The sequence below is a fragment of the Stackebrandtia albiflava genome (assembly GCF_007994225.1).
GTDB lineage: Bacteria > Actinomycetota > Actinomycetes > Mycobacteriales > Micromonosporaceae > Stackebrandtia > Stackebrandtia albiflava.
In genome coordinates this window covers 1,612,294-1,636,099 of sequence record NZ_VLLL01000006.1, presented here as the reverse complement: position 1 = coordinate 1,636,099, position 23,806 = coordinate 1,612,294, and the positions used below count along the sequence as shown (strand labels likewise).

The window sequence follows — 23,806 nt, the reverse complement described above, 5'->3', positions numbered from 1 at the left end:
GCCCCCGGTCGGGGTGGGGTTCGCTCGGATGACGTGACGCCGTCCACACCGGACGGCACCCGACTCGCGCGCCGGCGTCCCGATGGGGGCGGGCGCGTCGCCCCGGTCGCCGGCCGTAGCCGACCGCGCAGGCGCGGACCGAAGCCGCACGAGGTGGCCGGGCGCGTCCGGTCACTCGACACGGCGCGGTAGCGGCCGGTCGTTGACGCACCTGAGCACCGGCGCCGCGGCCAGGGCCGCCGCGTCCAGGCCGGTGGCACCGCGCACCCGGAACCGGGTGGACTCGCCCGGCAGCAGCGTGACCATGCCCTCGTCCACCGTCGCGTCCGGGTGCAGGCGGTCGGGGAAGAGGCACAGGTCCCGCAGCAGAGTCCGGGCGGCGACAGTGACGTCGTGTCCGTCGACGGTGTCGACCACCTCGGCCACGTACTCCGCCTCGGGCAGGTCGAGCCGCCGGTCCACGTCGAAGAACCACCACGCCCGGTCGGTGTCGGCGTCCACCGTCACGAGTTCGGTCCGTCCGCACCCGGTGGTGGCGACCCGCTCCGGCAACGGGACCGTCGTCGCCGTGCGAGGCGGCACGGTGACGTCCTCGGCGTCGTCGGCCACGACCCGGCCGGTGAAGTCACGCCTGGCGGCACACAACCGGGGACGCCACGTCTCGTCGGTGTCGTTGTGAAGGACGGCGACCAGGCCGGTGCCACGGGGCTGCACTGTGACCAGGCGGTCGGCGAATCCGGCCCGCAGCGTGAAGTACACGGGTTTCAGCCGGCCCGCCGCATCCACCGCAGACCATGAGGTGACGGGCCAACAGTCGTTGAGCTGCCATACGATCGCGCCACCGCATTCGGGGTGCAGCGAACGGAAGTGCCCCAGGGCGACCTGGATCGCCCGGGCCTGGTTCACCTGCGTCAGGAAGTGCCAGTCGTCGAAGTCGGCCGGTTCCCCGAAATGCGCCGCAAGGCCGCGCGCCAGTTTCACGTCACCGTCGACCGCCTTCTGATGGTGGCGCATCCCGGGCGAGTCGGCCGCCAACGGCGTGTCCGAGAGCGCCGCGGTGAGCGTGGCGTACGTGGCGGGCGCCTGGTAACCGAACTCCGCCGCGAAACGCGGCCGCCACTGCCGATAGTGCAGGTAGTCGTGGGTGTTCCAGACGTCCCAGATGTGGCAACTGCCGTGGGCGGGGTCGTTCGGGTGGACGGCGGGGTCACCGGAGTAGGGGCTGCCCGGCCAGTACGGGCGGCTCGGATCGAGCCGCGCCACCAGGTCCGGAAGCAGCCGGAAGTAGTAGTCGGCGCCCCACGGTCTCCCCGGGTGGGCGGCACGCCAACCCCAGTCCTGTTCGCCCCAGATGTTCTCGTTGTTGCCGAACCACATGACCAGGCTGGGGTGGTGGGCGAGCCTGGCGATGTTGTCGCGCGCCTCCGCCTCGACCTCGTCACGGAAGGGCGCCGCCTCGGGGTAGGCGGCGCAGGCGAACGGGAAGTCCTGTTCGACGAGTAGCCCGAGTTCGTCGGCGGCGGTGTAGAACTCGTCGGACTCGTAGAGTCCGCCGCCCCACACCCGGATGAGGTTGGCTCCGGCGTCCCTGGCCTGGCGGAGCCGTCGACGGTACCGGTCGGCGTCGACCCGGGTGACGAGCGCGTCGTCGGGGATCCAGTTGACGCCCTTGACGAAGATCGGCCGGTCGTTGATCCGCAGGTTGAAGGCCCGGCCGGTGTCGTCGGGCGTGGTGTCGAGGTCCACGGTCCGGAAACCGATCTCACGTCGCCACGAGTCGTCGCCGCACCGGACACCGAGCGTGTAGCGGTGTGGTTCGCCGTGGCCGTGCGGGAACCAGGGGGTCGCACCGGGCAGTCGCAGCTCCAGTGTCGCCTCGGTCGTGCCGGGACCGACCTCCACGGCGGCGCGGCGGCCGGCGAGTTCGGCGGTGACGGTCCTGGGGCGGCCGGTGTCGCCGGCGAGGGTCACGACGATCCGGGCTACACCGGTGTCACCGTCCATGGTGGTGGCGGGACGCACCTCGGCGAGCCGGGGACCCGTCCAGGACTCGATACGGATCGGCCGCCAGATCCCTGCGGTCACCGTCGTGGGGCCCCAGTCCCACCCGAAGCTGCTGGCCATCTTCCGGATGAACTGGAACGGTTCGTCGTACGCGTTGGAGAGGTCGCCGAGCCGATCGCGCTGCGCCTCGGCGTACGTGTACGCGGAGGTGAACCGGATGACGAGCCGGTTGCGGCCCGGGGTCAGGAGCCGGCGCACGTCGAACCGGTGGCGGCGGTGCATGTCGGCGGTCCGGCCGAGTGGTTCACCGTTGAGCCACAGTTCCGCGACGGTGTCGAGGCCGTCGCACGCCAACTCGGCGTATTCGTGAGTGGTGCCCGGCCAGTCGAACTCGCAGCGGTACTCCCAGTCGCTGCGCCCGATCCAGCGCTGCGTTTCCTCGTTGGCGTCGCGGTACGGGTCGTCGATGAGCCCGGCGGCGAGGAGGTCGGTGTGAACGCAGCCGGGCACCGTCGCGGGAATCGACGCGGGGATGTCCCGGTCACGTGCGGGACCCGCGACGGGGTGACAGGTCCAGCCGGTGTGCAGGGGAAGGGAGTCGACCACCTTTGGCTCCTAGCGTCGGGGAGAACCGGATTCTGTCACCCGGAAGTCGCCAGTGGCGCCCCCGTCGGGGGCCGATACGGCGCTGACCTGCGGGAATCCCATCGGGACAAACCGGGTCACATGGATCACATACCCCCCATTTGGCACCCTTCCAGGGGTGGGCTATTGTTAACAAGCACTCGACGCGGGGTGGAGCAGTTCGGTAGCTCGCTGGGCTCATAACCCAGAGGTCACAGGTTCAAATCCTGTCCCCGCTACCAGGTGAAAGGGCCTCCGACAGGCAAATGTCGGAGGCCCTTTTCGTGCGTTCGGTGGCCGCCCCGTCAACAGGCGGCCACGCACCCCCGGGCACCGACGGAAGTTTCATACCGACAGCCGGCCTGATTGAACACGGGTTGCTTTCGGGGTGTGGGTGAATCCTTTTCGGGGTGGGATGCCTCTTATACCTGTCCCGGTACCGTGCCGGGAGGAATCGGAGGCCGAAATGCTCATCGCGGGAATCGTCGCCGGTGCTGCGCTGCTGATCTGCACCTGTACCGCGCTGCTGCTGCGTCGCCGGAGTCGTGCCGAATGAGCCGCACCACCTGGCCCGACGGTGCGCTGATCGGCGCGGCGCAACGTGGTGACGTGGCGGCGATCAGCGCGGTCGTCTCCGGGGCGCACCCGCATGTGTGGCGGTTCGCGCACACGCTCTGCGCCTCGCCGCAGGACGCCGAGGACGCCGCACAGGAGGCGCTGATCATCCTGTACCGCAAGATCGGGTTGTTGCGGGCGTCCGCGGCGCTCGCGTCATGGCTGTTCCGCATCGTCCGCAACGAGTGTCTTCGCCGGGCCCGCCTGGTGCGCCGCCCCGTCGCGCCGGCTCGGGAGGTGGCGGCCGAATCGGCCGAGGAGCAGGTGTTGGCGCGGCTGGAGGCCGAGCGGGTGGCTGCGGCGATCGCCGCACTCCCCCTCGACCAGCGCCGGGTGTTGATCATGCGGGATGTGCAGGGCCGTCCCGGGCGGACGGTCGCCGACGCGCTCGGGCTCAGCGTCGCGGCGATGAAGTCGCGGCTGCATCGGGCGCGGGCGGCGGTCCATGAGGCATTGACCGAACCGGCGGGAGGCAGTGATGACTGACCGACCGGACTTCGCGAGCCGTTCGCTGCCTCGGCATCTGATCCGGGGCGTACTGGGCATCGGCGCCCTGATCGCCTCGGTCGGATCGATACCGGTGTTCGGGCCCGTCACCCTGCTGTTGGCGCCCGTGGGGCTGGTCTTCCTGCGGGGCTGCCCGATGTGCTGGGCGATCGGGTTGGCGCAGACGATCTCCCGCGGGCGGCTGCGCCGCTCCTGCACCGGCGACGGCTGCGTTCTCACCGTCGCCGGCCACGCAACCGTCGACCGGCACCAGACCGGCTGACCGGGCGGCATGGCGGCCGCGAGTGTCGGCGGCCGGCGTCCGAGAGCCGCGGATCGGGTCTCGGGGCGGTACGGCTGTGGCGATCGTGTCGGGCCGTGGCCGCGCGAGGCCGGGGTTACCGGATTTCACTGTGCTGCCTGTTGTCCGTATGGGCGGTGTCTTCGCTGGTCAGCGGCATGGTGATCGCCCTCGGGGCGCCGAAATGGAAGGCATGGCGTGGCGTGTCACGGGTAACGATCCTCCGGGGAGCTCTTTCCAAGGAGGTTGGAACATGAGCAGAACACTCAGTGAGGCCCGGACTTCCGAGGGACACCGGGCACGGGACGCCGATACCGGGACCGAGAGCTCGAGCACCGGGAAGGACGCCGGGCGGAAGGTGGCCGACCAGGCCCGTGAGGTCGCCGGTGAGACGGCGGCACAGACCCGGCACGTCGGCGCGGAGATGCGTGACAGTGTCACCGGCGAGGCACACCGGCAGAGTGACCGGCTCGCCGAGGGCATCCGCCACATGGCCGACGAGTTCGACGACATGGTCGCGAACCGGGAGGAGTCTCCCGCGCGCACCATCGTGTCGAAGGTCGCCGCCGCCGGGCGCCGCCTGGCGGACGACCTCTCCGAGAAGGGGCCGGAGGGGGTTCTGGACGAGGTCCAGGACTTCGCGCGCCGCAAGCCGGGGGCGTTCGTGTTGGCGGCGGCGGCTAGCGGGTTCGTCGTGGGACGGCTGGGCAAGGCGGTCGTGAAGGCCGGAGCGAAGGACATGGCCTCCGACGGCGGGGCCGAGACGTCGGAGTCCGCCGCGACGGGTTCGGAGACCACCCGGACCGCCGGGGCCGAGACCACCGGGACCGCCGGAACGGGCGGCACCGCGACGGTGTCCACCGGGGTGTCGGGGGCGCGGACCGGGTCCGCCGGTACGACCACCGGTTCCGGCTCGGCCGGCGCCACCGATACACCGTCTCGGGGCGGCCCCATACCGGTCGTGGAACGGCCGGTGACCGACCCGGACCTGTCGCCGCCGAGCGGACCGCCGCCCGTGCACGACTGGAATCGAAAGGAGCCGACGTGACGACTTATCGCGAGGCACCGACGACCACGCGTCCACCCGGTGCCGACCATTCGGAGACGTCCATCGGTCGACTGATCGGTGACATCAGCGACGACGTGTCGCAGTTGTTCCGCCAGGAGGTGGAACTGGCCAAGGCGGAGGTGCGTGAGGAGGCCGGGAAGGCCGGGAAGGCCGCCGGGATGCTCGGTACGGCCGGTTTCGCCGGTTACATGGTGGCGATCCTGCTGACCGGAGCGGTCGTGCTGGCGCTGTCGTATGTGATGCCGGCGATCTGGGCGGTGTTGATCGTGGCCGTCCTGTGGGGTGTCGTCGGTCTCATCGCCTACCTGAGCGGACGTAAGCGGCTACGCGACGTCTCACCCGTGCCCCGTCAAACCGTCGAGACGCTGAAGGAGGATGCGCGATGGTTCAGGAATCCGACCGGATCAGGAGCGACATCGAGTCGACGCGATCCCGGCTGACCCGGGACGTCGACCTGTTGGCCGATCAGGCCAACCCGAAGCGGGTCGCGGAGCGGACGTGGGGGTCGATGCGCGACAAGATCGGCGCCATGAACGAGAAGTTCAAGGGGTCGTCGAAGTCGGGCGCGTCGAACACGAAGTCCGGGCTGAAGTCCGCGGCCGGGTCCGCGCAGGGCATGGCGCACAAGGCCGGTGACAGGGCCGGTGCCGCCGCCTCCGACGTGGCGCACCGCGCCAAGGAGGTTCCCGGGATGATGCGCCGCCAGACCGAGGACAGCCCCGTCCGGATGGGACTGATCGCGTTCGGTGCCGGGCTCGTGGCGGCGGCGGTCATTCCGGAGAGCAGCCGGGAGGAACGGCTCGGCCGCGAGTTGAAGGACCGGTCGGGAGGACTGGTCGAGCAGGTGCGCGAGCCCGTGACCGAGGCGGTGCGGCATGTGAAGGAGGACACCGGCGAGGCGGTGCGGGAGGCCGCCGACAACGTCAAGTCCACGGCGAAGGACGCGGCCTCGAACGTGAAGGACGAGGCCGGGTCCTCGACGTCACACGCCGCCGGGAAGTCCAGTGGGGTCGCCGATCGGTGACCGACACGGCCGGCCACACGGGCGACCGCCGGGAGACCGGCGGTCGCCCGTCGTTCGGGTCCGCGCGACGGGCGGCAGAGGGGGCCGGTGTCGTGTCGGGTGCGCCGCCGACCACGGTACGGCGGAGGCCGCCGGACCTGCCCCGCCCCGGCCGGCGGCACGGTGCCCGATGTTCTGGAGGTCCCCGGTTTCCGTTGGCGTGGCGGCGTTCGGACGTGTACCGGTATGGTCGTCCCGGCGTTTCGCATGTGACGAGAGGGGCTTTTCGGATGCCCGGCAACCGTGTGAAGGTGTGGCTCAGCCCGGCGGTGCGGCGTCATGTGGAGCGGGCCGCCGCGACATCCGGTCTCGACCTGCGGACCTGGGCTGCCCACGCGCTGCTGGATGCGGCGCTGGGGGCGGCGGTCGAGGCGGAGCGCGACGACGTGGAGCTGCGGCGGTGGAACGAGTTCGTGTCGCGGGCGGGTCGGGAGGGGGCACGGACGGAGGTCCCCGGCGGCCCGGGGCCGATGCCGCGCGGGACGGTGTGCACGGTGGACGGTTGGCCCGGGGATGTCGTCGTGTACGAGGACGCGGCGGCCATGCCGCCCACCTGGCGGCCGGGTGTGGAGGCGTTGTTGATCCCGGTCATGTCGTCCGGTGGGGCGTTCGGGGTGCCGTTGACGGAGGACGATCCGATCCGGGGCCATCTGAGGGTCGGCGGCATGGCGGCGGTGCCCCGCGCGGCCGTGTCCGCGACGGCGTCCCGGCTGGGGCAGCTCACCTGTCGCCGCCTGTACGAGGAGACGGTGCTCCAGTCGAAGTGGCGGGCCTGGGCGTATCGGCATCGGCGATGAGAACCGGCCCGTAAACCTCGTCTCCGTCGTTGACAACGTAACGCCGAGGGCATAACATCGTCTCGGCAAGAGACGAAGACGGGTTGGCGTGCCCCCGAGGTGCCGGCCTGATAGTCATGACGTCCACAGGAGGCCCATCACAGCGAAGTGGAACACCATGACCAAGCGGTACCTCGGCATCCTCGGCATCGCCGAGGCACTGGGCGTCACCCGGCACGCGGTACACAAGTGGCGGTCCCGCCACCCCGCCGGATCCCGGCACCCCTTCCCCGAACCGGACGTCGAGATCGACGGCGTACCCGGCTGGCTCCCGGAACGGCTGTCCGAGGTCACCGGATGGCGTGAGGGACTGCCCGGACGGGGAACCGGCGGCGGCCGCCCCTCCGCGACCCGCCAGGCGTACCTGCGCGAGGCCGCGAAGCACGACCTGAACCGGGACGAGGCGTTGCGCGCACTGGACGTCTTCGCCGAGGAGTTCCCCGAGATGACCGAGCCGGAACTGTGCGCCTGGCTCATCGAGAAGTGGCGGGCCTGAACCCGCCTCCACAGACACCACGCTCAGAGAGGCGATACACCATGCCCGAAATCGGCGGGACCACCGCACCGGGATACGAGGCGGTACGCGACGCGTTCGCCGCCAACCTGCGGGATCACGGTGAGATCGGCGGGGCGGTCGCCGCCTACGTCGACGGCCGCGAGGTGGTCGATCTGTGGGGCGGCAGCGCCGACCCCGACACCGGCCGCGCGTGGCGGCACGACACGCTCCAGGTCGTGTACTCGGTGACGAAGGCGTTCACCGCCGCCTGTGCCCACCTGCTCGCACAGCGCGGCACGCTCGACCTGGACGCCCCGGTGGCCCGCTACTGGCCCGAGTTCGCCGCCGCCGGCAAGGAGCACATCCCGGTGCGGTGGTTGTTGACCCACCAGGCGGGACTGTCGGCGATCGACAGTCCGGTCACGCCGGACGAGGCCGTGCGGTGGGAACCGGTGGTATCCGCGCTCGCCGCGCAGCGGCCCGAGTGGGAACCCGGTACCGCTCACGGTTACCACGGGCTGACCTACGGCTGGCTGGTCGGTGAGGTGATCCGCCGGGTGTCCGGGGTGGGACCCGGAGTCTTCCTGCGCCGGGAGATCGCCGTCCCGCACGACCTGGACCTGTGGATCGGACTACCCGAGGCACAGCGGGAGCGGGTCAGCCGCATCGTCGCGGCCGCCCCGGACTTCGACTCCCTGACCCTGATCGATCCCGCGGACCATCCCGAGCCGCTGCGGGACATGATGGCCGCCTACGCCGACCCGGACTCCCTCACGATGCGGACGATGAAGGTCGTCACCCCGCCGCTCGATCACAACCGGCCGGAGGAGCTGGCCGCCGAGATGCCCTCGACGAACGGTGCCTGCACCGCTCGTGCCCTCGCCGGGTTCTACGCCGCCCTCATCGGTGAGGTCGGCGGTCGCCGGATCCTGTCCGCCGACACGCTCGCCGACGCCACCGCCGAACGCGTGTCCGGAGTGGACCGGGTCCTCAAGGTCCCGGTACGGATCGCCACCGGTTTCGGGCTCCCGACACCGGACACGTTCTGGTACACCCCGGCCGCCTTCGGCTTCCCGGGACTGGGTGGCTCACTCGGTTTCGCCGATCCGGCGACCGGGCTGGCGTTCGGTTACGTGACCAATCACGTACGCGAGGGAGTGGTGGACCGCAGGGCGGAGTCGCTGCTTGCGGCGGTGCGGGACGGCATGGCGGGCGGCTGATCCGCGACGCGACGGCGGGACCACCCGGCCGGGGACCTGGTCAGGTGCGTGGCGCGTACATGATCACGGCGACGCCGATCAGGCAGATTCCGGCGCCGACGAGGTCCCAGCGGTCCGGCCGGAAACCGTCCACGAGGACTCCCCACGCCAGTGATCCGGCCACGAAGATGCCGCCGTACGCGGCGAGGATCCGCCCGAAGTTCGGGTCGGGTTGGAAGGTGGCGACGAATCCGTACACCCCCAGAGCCAGTATTCCCCCGGCGATCCAGACGACACCGCGGTTCTCCCGCCAGCCCTGCCAGATGAGCCAGGCACCGCTGATCTCGGCGAGGGCGGCCAGCAGGAACAGGACGATCGAACGCAGGAGGTTCACCGTGGGCAATCTAGCGGTTCGTCACCCCACCGGAAACCGTGGGGAACGGCAGCGGGCACTCCGGGGTGGCGGCGCAGTCGTGGAGGTCGTCACAGCCGGCCGCCAACGCGGCGTGCAGCACCTCGGCGTTGTGCTGCCACTGCGCGATGTGGCGGTGGATCTGTGCGAGCTTGTCCCGGGCGGTGGCGTGCAGGCCGCCCGCTCCACCTCGCCGGGCGAGCAGGGCGGCGATCTCGTCCAGCGTGAAGCCGAGCCGTTGTGCGCCCTTGATGATCCGCAGCCGTTCGACCGTCTCGGCCGGATAGCGCCGGTGCCCGCCGAGGCTGCGTGGTGGGCGCGCGATCAGGCCGCGCCGTTCGTAGTACCGCAGCGTCTCGCGGCCCACACCGGCGGCGGTCACGACCTCACCCACCCGCAGACCCTCGTTCACCGCCGGGCCGCCCGGGCGTGGGCGGCGAGGCCGTCGAGCCCGTCGGCCCGCGACTGCGGAACGTCCACGTCCACGGTGATCAGCCCGTTGGTCGGTTTCCCGATCGTGAAGGCGAAGAAGGAGCAACAGGCCGATTCGGCTTCGGTCAGCCGGGTGATCTCGGTGCCGGCGGTGGCGTCGAATCGCATCCGTAGCCGGGTCGGCGAAACAGCGGTCACGTCACGGAGGGCGGTCGCGAACAGCGCACCGAACTCCGCGTGGCGAAGGGGTCGCGCCGCGGTGGGCAGCGTGCAGGCCTCGGGTGTCCAGTCGGTCACGTCGGTCATGAATCGACTGTAAACCCGTACCCCGGCACCGGATGCAACCCCGGATCCGGCCCGCTGCTCGGCGCGGTCACTTCGGCCCCGCCGTCCCGGCGAGGAGCCGTTCGGCGAACGCCCGGCAGTCGGCCGCGAACCGGTCGTCGTCGGTGAGGGTGAAGTCGGCCTCCAGGAACGCCAGGTTCAGCACGAGCCACTGCCAGGACTCCGGAGCCAATCGGACCTCGGTGGTCGTGTCGTCCACGGGCCGGATGCGCGCGTCCTGGAACCTGAGGGCGTCGGCGACGGCGGTGACCGGTGCCGCCACACGCAACGTCACCGTCCGGCGGTCCCGGCCGACCGCCCGCCGGACGAACTCCGCCGCCGAGGACGCGGGCAGCGCGCGGGGCGTGAACCGTTCGCCGGTCCGCAGTGGATCCTCGACGCGGTCGGCGCGGAACACCCGCCAGTCCCGGCGGTCCAGGTCCCAACCCAGTAGGTACCAGCGCAGCAGGTGATGCACCTGGCGGTACGGCTCCACGCGCCGGACCGATCGTCCGCCGTGTGCGTCGACGTAACCGAACGAGACGACGTCGTGGTCGGCGACGGCACCGGCGACCAGGTCGAACAGTCCGGCGGTCACCGGCGGCGCGGGCGTGTGACCGGCTTCCAGGCTCGCGCGGACCGCCGCCATCCGGGGACGCAACCGGCGCGGCAGGAACTGGTCCAGTTTCCCGAGGGCGCGGGTGGCCGCCTCGTCGACGCCGCCCTCGACCGCCGACCCCACCGCACCGAACGCCGCGAGCGCCAACAGGACCGCGACCGCCTCGTCGTCGTCGAGCACCAACGGCGGCATGGTCCTGCCCGCCGCCAACCGGTAGTGCCCGCCCGGGCCAGGCCGGGTCTCCACGGGGTATCCGTAGCCGCGCAACCGGTCGACGTCGCGGCGGAGGGTGCGAGGGCTGACGTGGAGGCGGCGACTCAGTTCCGCACCGCTGAACGCGCGGCCGGTCTGAAGCGTGGACAGCAGCGCGAGCATCCGTTCGGTGACATCGGCCATGCCCCGATGTTCCCAGCAGACGCGGCCAGGATCCGGCCGCATCCGCACCTAGCGTGGTGATCATGACGCAGCGCACCATCCGCCTACGCGGCGTACGGACACACAACCTGGCCGGAGTCGACCTGGACATCCCGCGCAACCGGTTGGTGGTCTTCGCGGGCGTGTCGGGCTCGGGCAAGTCGTCGCTGGTGTTCGACACGATCGCCGCCGAGGCCGGTTACCTGCTCAACGAGACCTTCCCACCGTTCGCGCGCAACCGGCTGCCGAAGTGGAACCGTCCCGACGCCGACCACATCGGCGGGTTGACGCCCGTCATCGTCGTCGATCAGCGCCGCATCGGTGGCAACGCCCGTTCCACGGTCGGCACGATCACCGACGCCTGGACGTACCTGAGGTTGCTGTACTCGCGGGCGAGCCGGCCCCACGTCGGCGAGTCGAACCGGTTCTCGTTCAACGACCCGGCCGGGATGTGCCCGGCCTGCTCCGGCCTGGGCGAGGTGGTGGTGAGCGCGGTCGACCGGTTCCTGGACCCGGACAGGTCACTCGCCGGGGGCGCGATCCTGCTGCCGGGTTTCGGCAACGGCGGGTACTGGTACTCGCAGTACGCCGACATCGGGGTGTTCGACGCCGACACGCCGCTGTCGCAGTGGACGGCGGAACAGCGGAACGCGCTGCTGTACGGCGGGGAGGCGGCGGCCTCGCTCGGGCGACGGCCACCCCGCGAGTACGAGGGCGTCGTGGAACGGTTCGAACGCATCTACCTGCGCACCTCGGACAACCTGTCGGACCGTAAACAGGAGGTGATCCGCCGGTTCACCCGTGCCGCCGTCTGCCCCGAGTGCGCGGGCGACCGGTTGCACGAGGCGGCCCGGACCGCCACCGTCGACGGGCACACCATCGGGGAACTGTCCCGTATGGAGATCACCGAACTGGTCCGGTTCGTGGCCGGCCTGGACTCCCCCGCCGTCGCACCGGCCGTACGCGCGTTGACCGAGCGACTCGACGCGATGGTCACGGTGGGCCTCGGCTACCTGACGCTGTCGCGCGCGACACCGACCCTGTCGGGCGGCGAGTCGCAGCGGATCAAGATGGTCACCCATCTCGGTTCCAGCCTCACCGAGATGACCTACGTCATCGACGAACCGACCGTCGGCCTCCACCCCACCGACGTGGAGGCGGTGGTGGCGCTGTTGACGCGGCTCCGCGACGAGGGGAACAACGTGCTCGTCGTCGAACACGATCCCGCCGTCATGGCGCACGCCGACCGGATCGTGGAGGTCGGCCCGGGTGCCGGTGGCGCGGGCGGCAGGATCGTGTTCGACGGTGACTTCGACACGTTGCGGCGCTCCGGCACCCCGACCGGTCGCGCGCTCGACGGGACCACGGCGGCAGTACCGGCGCCACGTACCCCGACCGGCCGGCTCACGGTCGAGAACGCCACCCGCAACAACCTGCGGGACGTCACGGTGACGCTCCCGACCGGTGTGATGACCGTGCTGACCGGGGTCGCGGGGTCCGGGAAGTCGAGTCTCGCCGACGAGATCGTCGCCCGCCACGGTGCCACCGTCATCGACCAGCGCCCGGTCAGCGCCAACCGCAGGTCCACCCCGGTCACCTACACCGGGCTGGCACCGGCGATCCGCAGACTGTTCGCGCGGCACAACGACGTACCGGCCTCGCTGTTCAGCGCGAACTCCGAGGGCGCCTGCCCCGACTGCGACGGGCTCGGCGTCGTCTACACGGACCTGGCGTTCATGGACGGTCAGGAGGTCGTCTGTGAGACCTGCCGGGGCCGCCGGTTCACCCCGGAAGTGCTCGCCCACACGGTGGACGGGCTGTCGATCGCCGACGTGGACGACCTGACGGTCTCCCAGGCGATGACCCGGCTGTCCGACGCGAAGATCGTGGCGGGACTCCGGCACCTGGCGGAGGTGGGCCTGGGGTATCTGCGGCTCGGCCAGTCGCTGAACACGCTGTCGGGCGGTGAGGCCCAGCGCGTCAAGATCGCCAGAGAACTCCGGCGGGCCGCCGACTCCACACTGTACGTACTGGACGAACCGACCACCGGTCTCCACATGAACGACGTGGGGACGCTGCTGGGGGTGTTGGACGCGCTCGTCGATCGGGGTCACACGGTCGTGGTCATCGAGCACGATCTGGACGTCGTCCGGCGGGCCGACTGGTTGATCGACCTCGGTCCCGGACCGGGCAGGCACGGCGGCGCGGTGCTGTTCGAGGGGCACGTCGCCGACTACACGGGACGGGACACCCCGACCTCCCGGGTGCTGGACGCCGAGAGGACGGCGGCCTGACGGTGAGGCGCACGGCCCTCATCCCGTCTAGCGATCGGTGCCGCGCACCGCGTGGCGCCGCCCGGAGACGGCCCGCCTCCGGTGACCGGCGGATGGTCACTCCGGTACCGGTGCGGTCGGATGTCGCGCATGGACGATGCGGACCGGGTGGTCCTGTTGCGGCGCGGCCTGGTCACCGACTTCGCCCCGGCGGAACCGGACGGACGACCGCGGACGGTCCTGGTCATCGGCCACGCCGGACCTGCGGCATCCGCCGGTACCGGTCAGGTGAGCCTGACGCCGAACACCTCCGCGAATCCGGCCGTCCCCGCTTCCGTGAGGCGTAGCGACCGGTCGCCGGAGGCCCGGCGGACCAGCCAACCCAGGTCGAGCGTGCGGGTGCACAGCGCCGCGCCGAGCGCCCCGGCAAGGTGGGGGACCCGTTCGGTGAAGTCGAGGCACGGCCGCGCGAACACGCGGCGTCGGGCCGCCGCCGCGTCGACGTCGACACCGAACCCCGACAGCGTGCGTCTTCCCGTGTCGGTGAGTGCGTACCCGTCCGGCATCAGTTCCAGCGCCCCCGATTCGATCAGGGACCGGTGGACGGCTACCCCGATCCTTCCGGCGAGATGGTCGTAACAGGTGCGGGCCACCGCGAGCGCGTCGTTGCGGCGGGACTGCCGCAGCGTCGTCACCCGTTTCGGCGGGCTGACCGCCGCGAGCGCCTCCAATGCGGCCGCCACCTCGGGCGACGCCAGCCGGTGGTACCGGTGCCGACCGGCGGCAACGGTCTCGATGAGACCGCCGTCCCGCAGCCTGGCGAGGTGCTGGCTCGCGGTGGCGGGACTCACGCCCGCCGCCCTGGCCAGCTCTCCGGCCGCCAACGCCCGACCCGCCAACAACGCGTCGAGCATGGCGGCACGCGCGGGCTCCCCGACGAGCCGCGCGACGGCGGCCACGTCGACCTCTCCGGTGGTGCTCACGGTCTCCACCGGTCGAACCTAGCGCGGGGACACTGCGGCGGGCGCCGAAGTAAGGCACGGCAGTGCGGTGCGACACGCGGCCGACCTACTTCTCTCACCGGGTCACGCGGCCCGGCGCCGACACGTTTCGGCGGGCGCCGAACCGTCCGCCGATTAGCGTCGCCGCATGACGAGATACCTGACGATCGATCACGCCGCCTACGCCGAACGCCCGGAGACCACCACGGCCCCGGTGGCGCGGTTGATCCCCGAGGCGGTGACCGCGGTCTTGGAGACCGCCGAGTCGTGGCTCGGCTGGGACGGCATCGGCCGCCACGCCGACGGCAACGTGTGGACCCCGCACAAGTGCCTGCGCCGGGTGGCCGATCACCTGATCGACCATCTCGCCGAGATCGAGTGCCGGTTGGCCGGGATACCGACCGTCCCCGATCGGTGGCACGGCAGGAAACTCACCACCGACGCGGATTGGGCGAGGTTCACCGAGGCGGACCTGGACGAGGCGACCAGCAGGCTGACCAGGTTGGCGGCGTGTTATGAGGCGCGACTGCGCGACCTGGCCCCGGAGACGCTGGACCACCGGCCCGGCGAGACGACGTGGACGATCCGGGAGGTGGTGCACCACGTCTCCGGGATCGGCTACTACGCGGAGGTCATGACGCGGCACGGTTGACGGCCGCCGCGCGCCGCACGTCCCGGAGTCGGCCACGCCGTCACGGTGCGGCCCGGTGACCGGACCGGTCACCGGGCCGTGCGGCGAGGTCAGCCGGTCTTCGGCGGCGTCGCCAACGCGTCGGCCTCGGTGTCGCCCTGGTACGCCTCCATGTAGTCGCGGTAGGTGGGACGGGCCAGCAGCTTGTTCTGGATGCCGTGGACCAGGGTGACCACTTCGGGGATGTCGGAGGGATGTTGTTCGGGGAGGTCGAAGATGGCGAGGGTGGCACGGGCGACCAGGAGCCAGCAGATCGCCTCGTCGTGGGTGAACCCCGCGATGCGGATGTTGCGGTAGTCGAGCCGTTCGGCGTCGGTCCAGTCGCCCGGACCGCCGTCGAGTTCGTACTTCTTGGCCTCTTCGGCGGCGGCGGTACCGGGCATGGCGGCGGCGGCCAGTGCGGCGGCGGACGTGACGGCGGCGGTCTGAAGCAGGCGGCGGCGATCGTGAGTGGGCATGTGATCGACCTTCTTCGATAGGCGACGGATGCCGTGACGCTACTGCCAAGCCTTGTGGACGGTCAACGGCCGTTCGGGTGGACGTCCCGGCAGTCGCCACACCGCAACGGTGCCGGTTCGCGCCCACGCCGTGGTGGCGAACCGGCCGCCTCCGAGCCCGTGCAGGGTCTCGTGCGATACATCGGTCCACGGTTCCGGGAACGTCACGCGAGCCGTCTCGCCCGAGTCCGGGAACCACGACACGACTCCCGGTCCGTTCACCAGGAGCACCGCCCGCCGATCGGCCACGAGGCAACCGTACGGGGCGAAGCACGAGTCGTCGTCCGGCGTCTCGTCTCCGGTGTCGAGCCGGTGCAGGGTGGCACGACGGTGAGGTCCGGCCACCGCAGCATCACCACGGGGCCTCCGTGGTACCCGATGCACAACAACCGGTCGCCGCGTGGTGAGAAGTCGACCGGTATGAGGTCGTCGGCGATCCGCCGGACCGTCATCCGGTCGGCGTCGACCCTGACCGCGAACACCTTTCCGCCGTCCTGTCCCTCGAACGCGGTGAGCAGGACGGTCCCGTCGTGCGGGTGGGCCAGGGCGTCGACCCCGGCGTCCACGGAGTCGCCGAGAAGTTGCCGGTCGACGACCCGGGCCGCTTCGGTGTCCACGAGGTGGACGCGATGCCACCCCCGTTCCTCCCGCCCCCGCCCGTCCGGGAGGTACATGATCGGGGCCGACACGAGCAGCCGGTTCCGGGCGACGAAGGTCGCGGAGTCGGCGTGTCTCACCGAAACGACCCGGCCGGTCCGGCCCGGGCCGGTGATCCGCAGCCCCGCCCCGGAACCGAACACCGCCCGGGACAGGTCGGGCAGGGCGGCGAGGAGTCGTTCACCGGGTGGCACGTCCCACGGCACCGCGCCGGCCGTCGACAGCCGGGCGTCCAACCGGCAGAGGACTTCTCCGTCCCACCGGTATGCGGCGGTCGCGGGCCCGGGTGCGAACAGCAGACGGCCGTCGGGCGGGGCGGCCAGATCGGTGACGTGCCGGGCGCGGGGGTGGGACATCGCGCGATCGTAACGGCGAGGTACGACGCCGCCGCACACTCCAGTCCACAACGGACGTGTGTGGTGGCGCGGGTGCCCGTGCCCGTCCCCCGGGTTTCCCGGTTCCGGCCCGAACGTCCGATTCCGGCCATACGATCTCGGTCGAGGTGTTCGCATGGTGTGGCGTTTGCTGTTGACGGCGGGTCTCGCACTCGCACTGACCGGGCTGTCCGGTTGTTCCTCGTGGAGCGCCTCGGCGGGCTCGGAGGCACAACGCACCGCGGACGCGATAGGCAGCGAGGCACAGGTGATGTCCCTGGTGAACCGGGCCGCGCAACGCCGGGACCCGCCGACGATCACGCTGAGCGCAATCATGTCCGACGTGGACTCCGCGCTGGGCGACGCCGAGGACGCCGCGGTCGGGCTCGCCACGGACGACCCCGCCCGGCCCGTGCTCCTGGAACTGGTGTCCGACTCGATGGACACCGCCGCCGACCTTCGCGAGGCCGTCGAATCCGGTGATCGCGCCGCCCTCCGTGACCTGGAGCCCGTCATCGCGGAACTGGCCTCCGAAGCGGAGGCGCTGTGAAGAAGCTGCTGACACTCGCCCTGGCCATCCTGTCGGCGGTGGGAGGGTTCGTCGACATCGGCGACGTGGTCGCCGGCGGCACGATCGGCGCCCGGTACGGACTCGCGCTGCTGTGGGTGCTGATCCTGGGCGTCATCGGCGTCGCCTGCTACGCCGAGATGGCCGGGCGGGTCGTAGCGGTGTCCGGCCGACCGCTGTTCGACCTGGTCAGGGAACGGCTGGGACCGACGGCGGCACTGTGGAACCTGCTCGCGACGATGTTCGTGACGCTGCTGACGCTGGGCGCGCAGATCGGCGGCATCGCGCTGGTCATCGAACTGGCCAGCGACATCCCGCACGTGGTGTGGGTGATACCGATCGGCCTAGTCGTGTGGTTCGTGCTGTGGCGGGTCAAGTTCCAGACGATCGAGAGCGTGTTCGGCTTCGCGGGTCTGACGATCCTGGTGTTCGCGCTGTCGATCTGGTGGCTGGACCCGAACTGGAGCGAACTGTTCGCCCAGGCGACCCGGCCCGCGCCGCCCGCCGGTGAGCCGGTACCGACCTACTTCTACCACGCGGTCGCGTTGTTTGCCTCGGCCATGACCCCGTACACGGTGCTGTTCTTCTCCTCCGGTGGTGTCGAGGAGGGCTGGAAGCCGTCCCAGCTGCGGCAGCAACGCCTCAACGTCATGCTGGGCTTCCCACTGGGTGGCGTGTTGTCGCTGGGCATCATGGCCGCCGCCGCGGTGGCGCTGGAACCCACCGGCATGGACGTGTCCACGCTGGGGCAGATCATGCTCCCGGTGGCGTTGGCGTTCGGTGTGGTGGGCGTGGCGGCGGCACTGCTCGGTTTCCTCGGCGCCACACTGGGCGCGACCTTCGAGGCGGCGCTTTCGTGCGGATACGCCCTGGGACAGTATTTCGGCTGGACGTGGGGCAAGAGGGTCGCGCCCGAGCGCGCCGCCCGGTTCCACGTGTCGTTGATGGTGTCCCTGGCGATCGCCGTCCTGTTCATACAGACGGGCGTGGATCCCATCCTGGTGACGGAGTACTCGCTGTTGTTCTCGGCCGTCGCACTGCCGTTGACGTATCTTCCGGTGCTGGTCGTCGCCAACGACCGCACCTACATGGGCGAGCACGTCAACGGCCGGTTCGGCAACTTCGTCGGGGTGTCGATGCTGGTGGTCGTGGTGGTGGCCGCGGTCACGGCGATCCCCTTGATGATCGGGACGGGGATGGGCGCATGAGCGGGTGGCACGGACACGATCAGATCGACCTGTCGGCGGAACTGCTGGACCGGCAGATCGTCGACCCCGACGGTGCGCCCTTCGGGAAGGTGGACGACGTGGAACTGGAACTGCGCGACGACGGCGTCATCGAGGTGACGGCGATCCTCACCGGCACGTCGGCGTGGCGGCGACGGCTGGACACCAGGTCACGGTTGCGACCGGGCCGGTTCTTCGGTCGGTCCCGGCCGCCGACACGGATCCCGTTGTCCGAGATCGAGAACCTCGACAGCACCGTCACCATCAGTCACGCCGCCGCCGAGTCGATGTCGAGTCCGGCCGAGCGGTGGCTCCGCCGGAAGATCGTCGACCGGATACCGGGGGCGGGCGATGCGCACTAGCGACCTGATCACCGCGCCGGTGTACGACGTGACGGGAGCCCACTGCGGCATCGTCATCGACGTGCGGACCCGCCCCGACCGGGGCACGCTCGTCGTGGAGGGCGTCATCGTCGCCGACCGGGCACGGCGGCTGCTCGGCTTCGAGCGGCGGCGGCAACCGAGGCCGTTCGTGTTGCGCGTGTTGATGGATCTGTTGCACCGCAACACCGGTTTCGCCGCCCGGGATCGTTTCGAGGTGGACGAGGACGGCACGGTGACACTTCACTGCCGCCGCGAGGACCTGCCGCACGTGTCGGAGATCTGAAGGCACCGCGCCGGTTGACGCATCGCCGCCGAAGCCGTGGCCGGCCCGGTCACAGTAGACCGCGGGTGTATCCCGCCGCGACGGCGGCGGCGCGGTCCTTGACGTCCAGTTTGGCGTAGATGTGCAGCAGGTGTGTCTTGACGGTGGCCTCGCTGACGAACAGTGCGGCGGCCACTGCACGGTTGGTGTTCCCCTCCCCCACCAGGCGCAGCACCTCGACCTCGCGGGCGCTCAGAAGTGGTTCGGGCCTGCGGGCGGTGTCGCGGACCCGTCCTATGAGCCGCCGGGCGACGGTGGGCGACAGTACCGACTCGCCCCTGGCGACCTCGTGAACCGCCCGGAACAGTTCCTCGCGCGGCGTGTCCTTCAGCAGGTACCCGGACGCGCCCACCTCGATGGCGGGGAAGACGTCGTCGTCGCCGTCGAAGGTGGTGAACACGAGCACCCGCACCGGTGCGGCCGCCAACAGGGCGGCCACCAGGTCGGCCCCGGCGGGTGGCGGCAGCCGCAGGTCGGTGACCACCACGTCGGGGCGGGTCCGTTCCACCACGGTCAGCGCCTCCGCGCCTCCGGCGGCCTCCCCGACCACGGTGAACTCGGGCCGGGTCGACAGCATCCCGACGAGCCCGTCGCGTACGACGGGGTGGTCGTCCACGACGACCAGTGTGATCCCGTCGGTCATGCGGCCGCCGTGGCGCGGATCGGGACGCTGACGGCGACCGCGGTGCCGGTTCCGGGTATCGCCTCGACCACCACCTCGCCGCCGAGGCGGTGGATCCGGTCCCGCATCGCCGCCAGGCCGAGACCGGTGGTCGCGGTGGGGTGCCGGCCGTGGCCGTCGTCGCGGACGTCCAGGAGCACGGTGTCCTCCATGTAAGACAGGGTGACGACGGTGCGTCTCGCGCGGGCGTGCGCGGCGACGTTGCCGATCGCCTCCTGCACGGCGCGCAGCAGTGCCGCCTCCGCGGGTTCGGGCAGCACGGTCACGGCACCGGTGACGGTCAACGCGATCTCACCCTCGTGTTGCTCACGCCAGTCTCGCACGACCGACTCGACGGCCTCCGGAAGTGAGGCGGTCGCCAGCGGGCCGGGCGGTAGCGCCTCGACGGCCCGGCGTGCCTCGACGAGGCTGTCTCGGGCGAGGCGCCGGGCGGTGTGGAGCCGGCGGCGGGCCCGCGTGGGGAGGTCGGGGACCTCGGCGTCCACCGTGTCGAGTTGGGTGGTGATCCCGGCGAGTCCCTGGGCGAGGGTGTCGTGGAACTCGCGGGCGATCCAGTAACGCTCGGCGGTGACGCCGGCGCGGTGCGCCTGGTCGACCAGGCGCCGCTGCAGTGCCGCGTTCTCCGCTCCGAGCGCGGTGAGCTCGCGGTTCGCCCGCGCCAGCGCCCGGTTGAGTTCGCCGCGCCGGGCGGTCTCGCGTTCCAGGCTCCGGCTCATGCCGCCGATGAAGCACACCACCCCCGCCCACAGCAGCGGGATCACCAGCGCGTCCGGGGTGATCCCGCCGGTCACCACCGTGACGGGGCCGCCCGGCACGGTGAGCAGCGAGACCGCGAACACCGCCGGATACGCCCATCCGCCCCGCAGGGCGACGAAGACGGTGGGATAGCAGGCGGCCGCCGCGACGGCGAACCTGCCGTCCAGTTCACACAGGACGGTCAGGAGTGCCAGCATCCCCGCCAGGTACGCCGACATGGGCACCATGGCCCGCTCCCACCAGTGCGGGTGGGACTGGATCCACCACGCGTGCCACGCGGCGGCCGCCACGGACAGACCGATCACCGGCCACGGGTGTTCCGTGCCGGTGATCAGTGCGACGACCGCCACGAGCAGGAGCGCGACGTAGGGGGCGAGCGTCCACCACAGGTTCCATCGTCGGATCCGGTGTTCGTGGGGGTCGGCGGTCATCGGATCACCCTGCCACGCGCCCGGTGCGCCGGTACGCCAGCCTGCGCAGCAGGACCTCGGCGGGTCCCCGCAGGCCGCGTCGTTCCGCCAGCACGGCGGCGCACACGGTCACCGCCCAGACGGCCACCGCGATACCGGCGGCCTGCGCCGACCCGATCCAGCGCCCCATGCCCAGCATCGGCGGCGTCAGCAGCACCGCGAACGCCACCGACTGCGCCAGGTAACCCGACAGGGAACGCCGTCCCAGGGCGGTCAGTGCGCGCGTCACCGGGCCGGGACGGTCGGGCCGCCGCGTCGCCCACAGCGCGATGGCGGCGGCGTAACCCATGCCACCGCACACTCCGGTGGCCACGTGCAGCGCCGACAGCAGGTACGCGACGGCGGGGTCGGTGACAGTCCACAGGCCACCGACGGCGGTTCCGATCGGCAGGCCGCCCAGCACCATCGACGTCAGGCCGACGATCGCCGTGCGCCGCAGCAGCACCCGGTGACGGTGAGGGTCGGTGAGCACGTCGTGCCGGGCGGCCCAGACCCCGATCAGGGCGGCGCTGAACACCGCGAGCAGTCCCACCGGCGTGAACAGCCACTCCATGGCGCGGAACGCCACCGCGGTCGGGTAGTCGGGGATCGCGAACGACCAGAACATCGTGCGGTCCGGGCGGGTGTCGGTGTCGGCGAACGCGGCGCCCTGGAGGAGACTCGCGATCGGCAGCCACGCCGCCGCCAGCCACAGCAGTGCCCGGTCCGACAGCCGCAGCAGCCGGGTGACGAGTAGGCCGAGAAGGCCGTACAGGCCGAGGATGTCGCCGGAGAACAGCAGTACGGCGTGGACCGCCCCGAATCCGATCAGCAGCAGGTGGCGGCGTCGCAGTACGCGGCGCGCCTGCCGCTCGGCGACACCCGCCGCGCGTTGTCTGCGGTGGATGGTCACCAGGCCGTACGCGAACAGCGCGGCGAACATGGGATACGCGCGCATGTCGATCAGGACGGTCGTCACGACGGCGACGAACCGGTCGGCGAGTCCCGTTTCGACGATGTGCTGCCGCAGTCCGTAGGGGCGGCCGTGCAGGTATATCGGGATGTTGGCCAGTGCGATGAGGAGCAGCATCGCGCCCCGGGCGAGGTCGGGGGCCCGGGAGCGTTCCGAGACGCCGATCGGGCCGGGGCGGGTGCGGGTGTCGACCACATGTGGCCTCCGTTTCACGAGGGGGTCTCCAGCCTGCGGCGGCGGGGACGCCCGGACATCGACCACTCGACGGTGACGGCGCATCGGATCGGTTGACGGCGGGAATCAGCCGGTGGATTCCCGCCGCCCGCCACCGGACGGCCCTCACCGCGCCGGGTAGCGTGAACCGCCCCGCCCGGTCCCGTTCCGTGAGGAGGTCGCCCATGCCGGTGGAGTACGAGGCCAAGGTCCTGGAGGTCGATCCGGAGGCGATCACCGACGCCGTCCGCGCGCTCGGTGGCCGGCTCGTCGGGGAGGCGCGGCAACGCCGGTTCGTCTACGACATCGTGCCCGGCGACGAGTCGCGTTGGATCAGGTTGCGGGACGACGGGACCAGGGTCACGTTGGCGGTCAAGGAGATCGCCCACGACGGGATCGACGGTACGACCGAGACCGAGATCGTCGTAGACGACTTCGACACCGCGGCGGCGTTGCTGCGCAGGGCGGGCCACTCACCGAAGTCCTATCAGGAGAACGACCGCACGTCGTTCGTGTTGGACGGTGTACGGCTCGACCTCGACAGGTGGCCGGGCATTCCGCCGTACCTGGAGATCGAGGGTTCCTCCACTCGGGAGGTCGTGGAGACGGCGGCGCGTCTGGGGTTCACGTCCGAGGTGTTGACCTCGGAGAACACCGTGAAGGTGTACGCGCGGTACGGGATCGACCTGACCACGGTCGCCGAGTTGCGGTTCCCCTCCGACGCGTGAGCCCGTGTCGCCCCGCGATAACCGTCGCCGCGGGGGGTCGATCCGTTACGTTGCGCACATGAGACGGATGGTGTTCGCCGCGGTCGTCGCCGTGGCCGTGGTGTTCCCCGCGGTGGTCGTGACGACTCCCGGCTCCTCCCACGGCGACCGGGCGGCCGGATACACGGCGCCGACGACTGCCGCGCCGGCCCCGGTGCATCGGCGGGAACACGGCGACGGGGTGGTGGACGTACCGCCGTACCGGATCGGCGAGGTGATCCCGGCCGCGCGCGAGTGGGACGGTCCGGCGGGAACGGTCCGGGAGACCGGTGTCGCGGAGGTGGCGTTGACCTTCGACGACGGTCCGCATCCCGACTGGACGCCCAAGGTGCTGGCGTCGTTGCGTCGCCACGGTGTCCGGGCGACGTTCTGCGTCGTCGGCGTGCAGGCGCGGGCGTATCCGGAACTGCTGCGGAGCATCGTCGCCGACGGCCACACCCTGTGCAACCACAGTTGGCGGCACTCCTACGACCTCGGTTCCCGGAGCGAGTCCGCCATCCGCGCCGACCTGGAACGCACGAACGAGGCGATCCGCGCCGCGGTGCCGCACGCCCGGATCGGGTACTTCCGGCAACCGGGCGGCGCGTGGACCGATCGTGTGGTGCGGGTGGCGCGGGAGCTGGGCATGGTGCCGATCCACTGGTCGGTCGACCCGGGCGACTGGAACGCCGGCCACGGTGCCGCGCGGATCGCGCGCGACGTCGTGGCGCATACCGGGCCGGGCGGCATCGTCCTGTTGCACGACGGCGGTGGCGACAGGGGCGCGACCCATCTGGCGCTCGAATCGATCCTGCCGGAACTGACGGCGCGGTTCCGGTTGATCGCGTTGCCGCCGCCGGAGGAGGAACGGCGCGGCCACTTCGGCGGCATGTATCCGACCACCTCCCGGACCGGTCGCGACGCCGCTCCGCACGGGGACCGCGACGGAACGTGACCATTGAGGCCACAATGGAGCCATCTAAGTGATACACATCACAACTCGAATCACATCGGGGTAACTCACCCGATCGGGCCGGCGCGAGCGGCGAAGCGAGTGAGCCCAAAGCGGGCCGGCGGCGCCGAGTCGGCGACGAATCCACA

28 protein-coding genes and 1 tRNA gene are annotated in these 23,806 nt (G+C 71.2%); 17 read left to right on the top strand and 12 right to left on the bottom strand.

The features are described 5' to 3' along the window. Positions 1–171 precede the first annotated feature (171 nt). Positions 172–2,610 (bottom strand): glycoside hydrolase family 2 protein, encoded by a 2,439-nt coding sequence (locus tag LX16_RS18625; protein ID WP_147140578.1) that lies wholly within the window; start codon positions 2,608–2,610, stop codon positions 172–174. 183 nt (positions 2,611–2,793) lie between these two features. Here LX16_RS18625 and LX16_RS18620 point away from each other — a divergent pair. From LX16_RS18620 to LX16_RS18580, 9 genes are all read left to right on the top strand, one after another. Next, positions 2,794–2,870 (top strand) — tRNA-Met (locus tag LX16_RS18620). Between the two features lie 310 nt (positions 2,871–3,180). After that, positions 3,181–3,729: an RNA polymerase sigma factor gene (locus LX16_RS18615; RefSeq protein ID WP_147140576.1), complete on the top strand. Its 549-nt coding sequence runs from the start codon at positions 3,181–3,183 to the stop codon at positions 3,727–3,729. Then, the gene (locus tag LX16_RS18610) at positions 3,722–4,012 is read left to right on the top strand and encodes a hypothetical protein (RefSeq protein ID WP_147140574.1); all 291 of its coding nucleotides are present in this window, start codon (positions 3,722–3,724) and stop codon (positions 4,010–4,012) included. The genes LX16_RS18615 and LX16_RS18610 overlap by 8 nt, the downstream gene beginning before the upstream one ends. Positions 4,013–4,283: 271 nt before the next feature. After that, positions 4,284–5,078 carry a hypothetical protein gene (locus LX16_RS18605; protein ID WP_147140572.1) on the top strand — a complete coding sequence of 265 codons (795 nt, stop codon included), beginning with the start codon at positions 4,284–4,286 and terminating at the stop codon, positions 5,076–5,078. Next, positions 5,075–5,539: a phage holin family protein gene (locus LX16_RS18600; RefSeq protein WP_147140571.1), complete on the top strand. Its 465-nt coding sequence runs from the start codon at positions 5,075–5,077 to the stop codon at positions 5,537–5,539. The genes LX16_RS18605 and LX16_RS18600 overlap by 4 nt, the downstream gene beginning before the upstream one ends. Next, positions 5,482–6,123, top strand: coding sequence for a DUF3618 domain-containing protein (locus tag LX16_RS18595; protein ID WP_147140569.1), 642 nt, complete (start codon positions 5,482–5,484; stop codon positions 6,121–6,123). Before LX16_RS18600 ends, LX16_RS18595 begins: the two co-directional genes overlap by 58 nt. A 269-nt stretch (positions 6,124–6,392) precedes the next feature. Further along, positions 6,393–6,959: a hypothetical protein gene (locus LX16_RS18590; protein WP_147140567.1), complete on the top strand. Its 567-nt coding sequence runs from the start codon at positions 6,393–6,395 to the stop codon at positions 6,957–6,959. A 157-nt stretch (positions 6,960–7,116) separates the two neighbouring features. Then, positions 7,117–7,494 (top strand): hypothetical protein, encoded by a 378-nt coding sequence (locus LX16_RS18585; RefSeq protein ID WP_147140566.1) that lies wholly within the window; start codon positions 7,117–7,119, stop codon positions 7,492–7,494. 41 nt (positions 7,495–7,535) lie between these two features. Beyond that, positions 7,536–8,714, top strand: coding sequence for a serine hydrolase domain-containing protein (locus tag LX16_RS18580; RefSeq protein WP_147140564.1), 1,179 nt, complete (start codon positions 7,536–7,538; stop codon positions 8,712–8,714). 40 nt (positions 8,715–8,754) lie between these two features. Here the strand turns inward: LX16_RS18580 and LX16_RS18575 are convergent, their stop codons facing one another. From LX16_RS18575 to LX16_RS18560, 4 genes are all read right to left on the bottom strand, one after another. After that, positions 8,755–9,087: a YnfA family protein gene (locus tag LX16_RS18575; RefSeq protein ID WP_147140562.1), complete on the bottom strand. Its 333-nt coding sequence runs from the start codon at positions 9,085–9,087 to the stop codon at positions 8,755–8,757. Between the two features lie 10 nt (positions 9,088–9,097). Continuing rightward, positions 9,098–9,517, bottom strand: coding sequence for a MerR family transcriptional regulator (locus LX16_RS18570; RefSeq protein WP_147140560.1), 420 nt, complete (start codon positions 9,515–9,517; stop codon positions 9,098–9,100). Beyond that, positions 9,514–9,843: a hypothetical protein gene (locus tag LX16_RS18565; protein ID WP_147140558.1), complete on the bottom strand. Its 330-nt coding sequence runs from the start codon at positions 9,841–9,843 to the stop codon at positions 9,514–9,516. The genes LX16_RS18570 and LX16_RS18565 overlap by 4 nt, the downstream gene beginning before the upstream one ends. 67 nt (positions 9,844–9,910) lie before the next feature. Then, positions 9,911–10,876: a helix-turn-helix transcriptional regulator gene (locus tag LX16_RS18560; protein WP_147140556.1), complete on the bottom strand. Its 966-nt coding sequence runs from the start codon at positions 10,874–10,876 to the stop codon at positions 9,911–9,913. A gap of 62 nt (positions 10,877–10,938) precedes the next feature. Between LX16_RS18560 and LX16_RS18555 the strand changes: the two genes are divergently transcribed. After that, positions 10,939–13,188 (top strand): ATP-binding cassette domain-containing protein, encoded by a 2,250-nt coding sequence (locus LX16_RS18555; protein ID WP_147140555.1) that lies wholly within the window; start codon positions 10,939–10,941, stop codon positions 13,186–13,188. Positions 13,189–13,451: 263 nt separating this feature from the next. On the opposite strand, the gene LX16_RS18550 is transcribed toward LX16_RS18555, so the two are convergent. Beyond that, positions 13,452–14,159 carry an ArsR/SmtB family transcription factor gene (locus LX16_RS18550; RefSeq protein ID WP_211354577.1) on the bottom strand — a complete coding sequence of 236 codons (708 nt, stop codon included), beginning with the start codon at positions 14,157–14,159 and terminating at the stop codon, positions 13,452–13,454. Between the two features lie 157 nt (positions 14,160–14,316). On the opposite strand from LX16_RS18550, the gene LX16_RS18545 reads away from it, so the two are divergent. Then, positions 14,317–14,820, top strand: a complete 504-nt coding sequence (locus tag LX16_RS18545; protein WP_147140553.1) for a DinB family protein — start codon at positions 14,317–14,319, stop codon at positions 14,818–14,820. 89 nt (positions 14,821–14,909) lie between these two features. On the opposite strand, the gene LX16_RS18540 is transcribed toward LX16_RS18545, so the two are convergent. Genes LX16_RS18540 through LX16_RS18530 form a run of 3 tightly spaced genes read right to left on the bottom strand, consistent with a single transcriptional unit; the run spans position 14,910 to position 16,369 of the window. Then, positions 14,910–15,317, bottom strand: coding sequence for a hypothetical protein (locus tag LX16_RS18540; RefSeq protein WP_147140551.1), 408 nt, complete (start codon positions 15,315–15,317; stop codon positions 14,910–14,912). A gap of 39 nt (positions 15,318–15,356) precedes the next feature. Beyond that, positions 15,357–15,605 (bottom strand): hypothetical protein, encoded by a 249-nt coding sequence (locus tag LX16_RS18535; protein WP_147140549.1) that lies wholly within the window; start codon positions 15,603–15,605, stop codon positions 15,357–15,359. Beyond that, on the bottom strand, positions 15,575–16,369 hold the full coding sequence (locus LX16_RS18530; protein WP_147140547.1) for a hypothetical protein: 795 nt from the start codon (positions 16,367–16,369) through the stop codon (positions 15,575–15,577). Before LX16_RS18530 ends, LX16_RS18535 begins: the two co-directional genes overlap by 31 nt. Before the next feature lie 154 nt (positions 16,370–16,523). On the opposite strand from LX16_RS18530, the gene LX16_RS18525 reads away from it, so the two are divergent. Genes LX16_RS18525 through LX16_RS18510 form a run of 4 tightly spaced genes read left to right on the top strand, consistent with a single transcriptional unit; the run spans position 16,524 to position 18,847 of the window. Continuing rightward, positions 16,524–16,937: a hypothetical protein gene (locus tag LX16_RS18525; protein ID WP_147140545.1), complete on the top strand. Its 414-nt coding sequence runs from the start codon at positions 16,524–16,526 to the stop codon at positions 16,935–16,937. After that, positions 16,934–18,163 (top strand): NRAMP family divalent metal transporter, encoded by a 1,230-nt coding sequence (locus tag LX16_RS18520; RefSeq protein ID WP_147140544.1) that lies wholly within the window; start codon positions 16,934–16,936, stop codon positions 18,161–18,163. Before LX16_RS18525 ends, LX16_RS18520 begins: the two co-directional genes overlap by 4 nt. Continuing rightward, positions 18,160–18,543, top strand: a complete 384-nt coding sequence (locus LX16_RS18515; protein WP_147140542.1) for a hypothetical protein — start codon at positions 18,160–18,162, stop codon at positions 18,541–18,543. Before LX16_RS18520 ends, LX16_RS18515 begins: the two co-directional genes overlap by 4 nt. Beyond that, positions 18,533–18,847, top strand: a complete 315-nt coding sequence (locus tag LX16_RS18510; protein WP_147140539.1) for a hypothetical protein — start codon at positions 18,533–18,535, stop codon at positions 18,845–18,847. Before LX16_RS18515 ends, LX16_RS18510 begins: the two co-directional genes overlap by 11 nt. A 49-nt stretch (positions 18,848–18,896) precedes the next feature. Here the strand turns inward: LX16_RS18510 and LX16_RS18505 are convergent, their stop codons facing one another. From LX16_RS18505 to LX16_RS18495, 3 genes are read right to left on the bottom strand one after another with little or no spacing between them, the layout of a single operon-like run. After that, complete coding sequence (locus LX16_RS18505; protein WP_147140537.1) at positions 18,897–19,529, bottom strand: response regulator; 633 nt, start codon at positions 19,527–19,529, stop codon at positions 18,897–18,899. Beyond that, on the bottom strand, positions 19,526–20,755 hold the full coding sequence (locus LX16_RS18500; RefSeq protein WP_147140536.1) for a sensor histidine kinase: 1,230 nt from the start codon (positions 20,753–20,755) through the stop codon (positions 19,526–19,528). Before LX16_RS18500 ends, LX16_RS18505 begins: the two co-directional genes overlap by 4 nt. A gap of 4 nt (positions 20,756–20,759) precedes the next feature. Beyond that, the gene (locus LX16_RS18495) at positions 20,760–21,941 is read right to left on the bottom strand and encodes a DUF418 domain-containing protein (protein ID WP_244615869.1); all 1,182 of its coding nucleotides are present in this window, start codon (positions 21,939–21,941) and stop codon (positions 20,760–20,762) included. 203 nt (positions 21,942–22,144) lie between these two features. Between LX16_RS18495 and LX16_RS18490 the strand changes: the two genes are divergently transcribed. Further along, complete coding sequence (locus LX16_RS18490) at positions 22,145–22,687, top strand: class IV adenylate cyclase (protein ID WP_147140532.1); 543 nt, start codon at positions 22,145–22,147, stop codon at positions 22,685–22,687. Positions 22,688–22,745: 58 nt separating this feature from the next. Further along, entirely contained in the window at positions 22,746–23,660 is a 915-nt protein-coding gene (locus LX16_RS18485) for a polysaccharide deacetylase family protein (protein WP_147140530.1), read from the top strand. Positions 23,661–23,806 lie beyond the last annotated feature (146 nt).

Coding starts and splice junctions, on each gene's coding strand:
- LX16_RS18615 (WP_147140576.1), top strand. CDS start 3,181: ATGAGCCGCACCACCTGGCCCGACGGTGCGCTGATCGGCGCGGCGCAA.
- LX16_RS18610 (WP_147140574.1), top strand. CDS start 3,722: ATGACTGACCGACCGGACTTCGCGAGCCGTTCGCTGCCTCGGCATCTG.
- LX16_RS18605 (WP_147140572.1), top strand. CDS start 4,284: ATGAGCAGAACACTCAGTGAGGCCCGGACTTCCGAGGGACACCGGGCA.
- LX16_RS18595 (WP_147140569.1), top strand. CDS start 5,482: ATGGTTCAGGAATCCGACCGGATCAGGAGCGACATCGAGTCGACGCGA.
- LX16_RS18590 (WP_147140567.1), top strand. CDS start 6,393: ATGCCCGGCAACCGTGTGAAGGTGTGGCTCAGCCCGGCGGTGCGGCGT.
- LX16_RS18585 (WP_147140566.1), top strand. CDS start 7,117: ATGACCAAGCGGTACCTCGGCATCCTCGGCATCGCCGAGGCACTGGGC.
- LX16_RS18580 (WP_147140564.1), top strand. CDS start 7,536: ATGCCCGAAATCGGCGGGACCACCGCACCGGGATACGAGGCGGTACGC.
- LX16_RS18565 (WP_147140558.1), bottom strand. CDS start 9,843: ATGACCGACGTGACCGACTGGACACCCGAGGCCTGCACGCTGCCCACC.
- LX16_RS18560 (WP_147140556.1), bottom strand. CDS start 10,876: ATGGCCGATGTCACCGAACGGATGCTCGCGCTGCTGTCCACGCTTCAG.
- LX16_RS18555 (WP_147140555.1), top strand. CDS start 10,939: ATGACGCAGCGCACCATCCGCCTACGCGGCGTACGGACACACAACCTG.
- LX16_RS18545 (WP_147140553.1), top strand. CDS start 14,317: ATGACGAGATACCTGACGATCGATCACGCCGCCTACGCCGAACGCCCG.
- LX16_RS18540 (WP_147140551.1), bottom strand. CDS start 15,317: ATGCCCACTCACGATCGCCGCCGCCTGCTTCAGACCGCCGCCGTCACG.
- LX16_RS18530 (WP_147140547.1), bottom strand. CDS start 16,369: ATGTCCCACCCCCGCGCCCGGCACGTCACCGATCTGGCCGCCCCGCCC.
- LX16_RS18525 (WP_147140545.1), top strand. CDS start 16,524: ATGGTGTGGCGTTTGCTGTTGACGGCGGGTCTCGCACTCGCACTGACC.
- LX16_RS18515 (WP_147140542.1), top strand. CDS start 18,160: ATGAGCGGGTGGCACGGACACGATCAGATCGACCTGTCGGCGGAACTG.
- LX16_RS18510 (WP_147140539.1), top strand. CDS start 18,533: ATGCGCACTAGCGACCTGATCACCGCGCCGGTGTACGACGTGACGGGA.
- LX16_RS18505 (WP_147140537.1), bottom strand. CDS start 19,529: ATGACCGACGGGATCACACTGGTCGTCGTGGACGACCACCCCGTCGTA.
- LX16_RS18500 (WP_147140536.1), bottom strand. CDS start 20,755: ATGACCGCCGACCCCCACGAACACCGGATCCGACGATGGAACCTGTGG.
- LX16_RS18490 (WP_147140532.1), top strand. CDS start 22,145: ATGCCGGTGGAGTACGAGGCCAAGGTCCTGGAGGTCGATCCGGAGGCG.
- LX16_RS18485 (WP_147140530.1), top strand. CDS start 22,746: ATGAGACGGATGGTGTTCGCCGCGGTCGTCGCCGTGGCCGTGGTGTTC.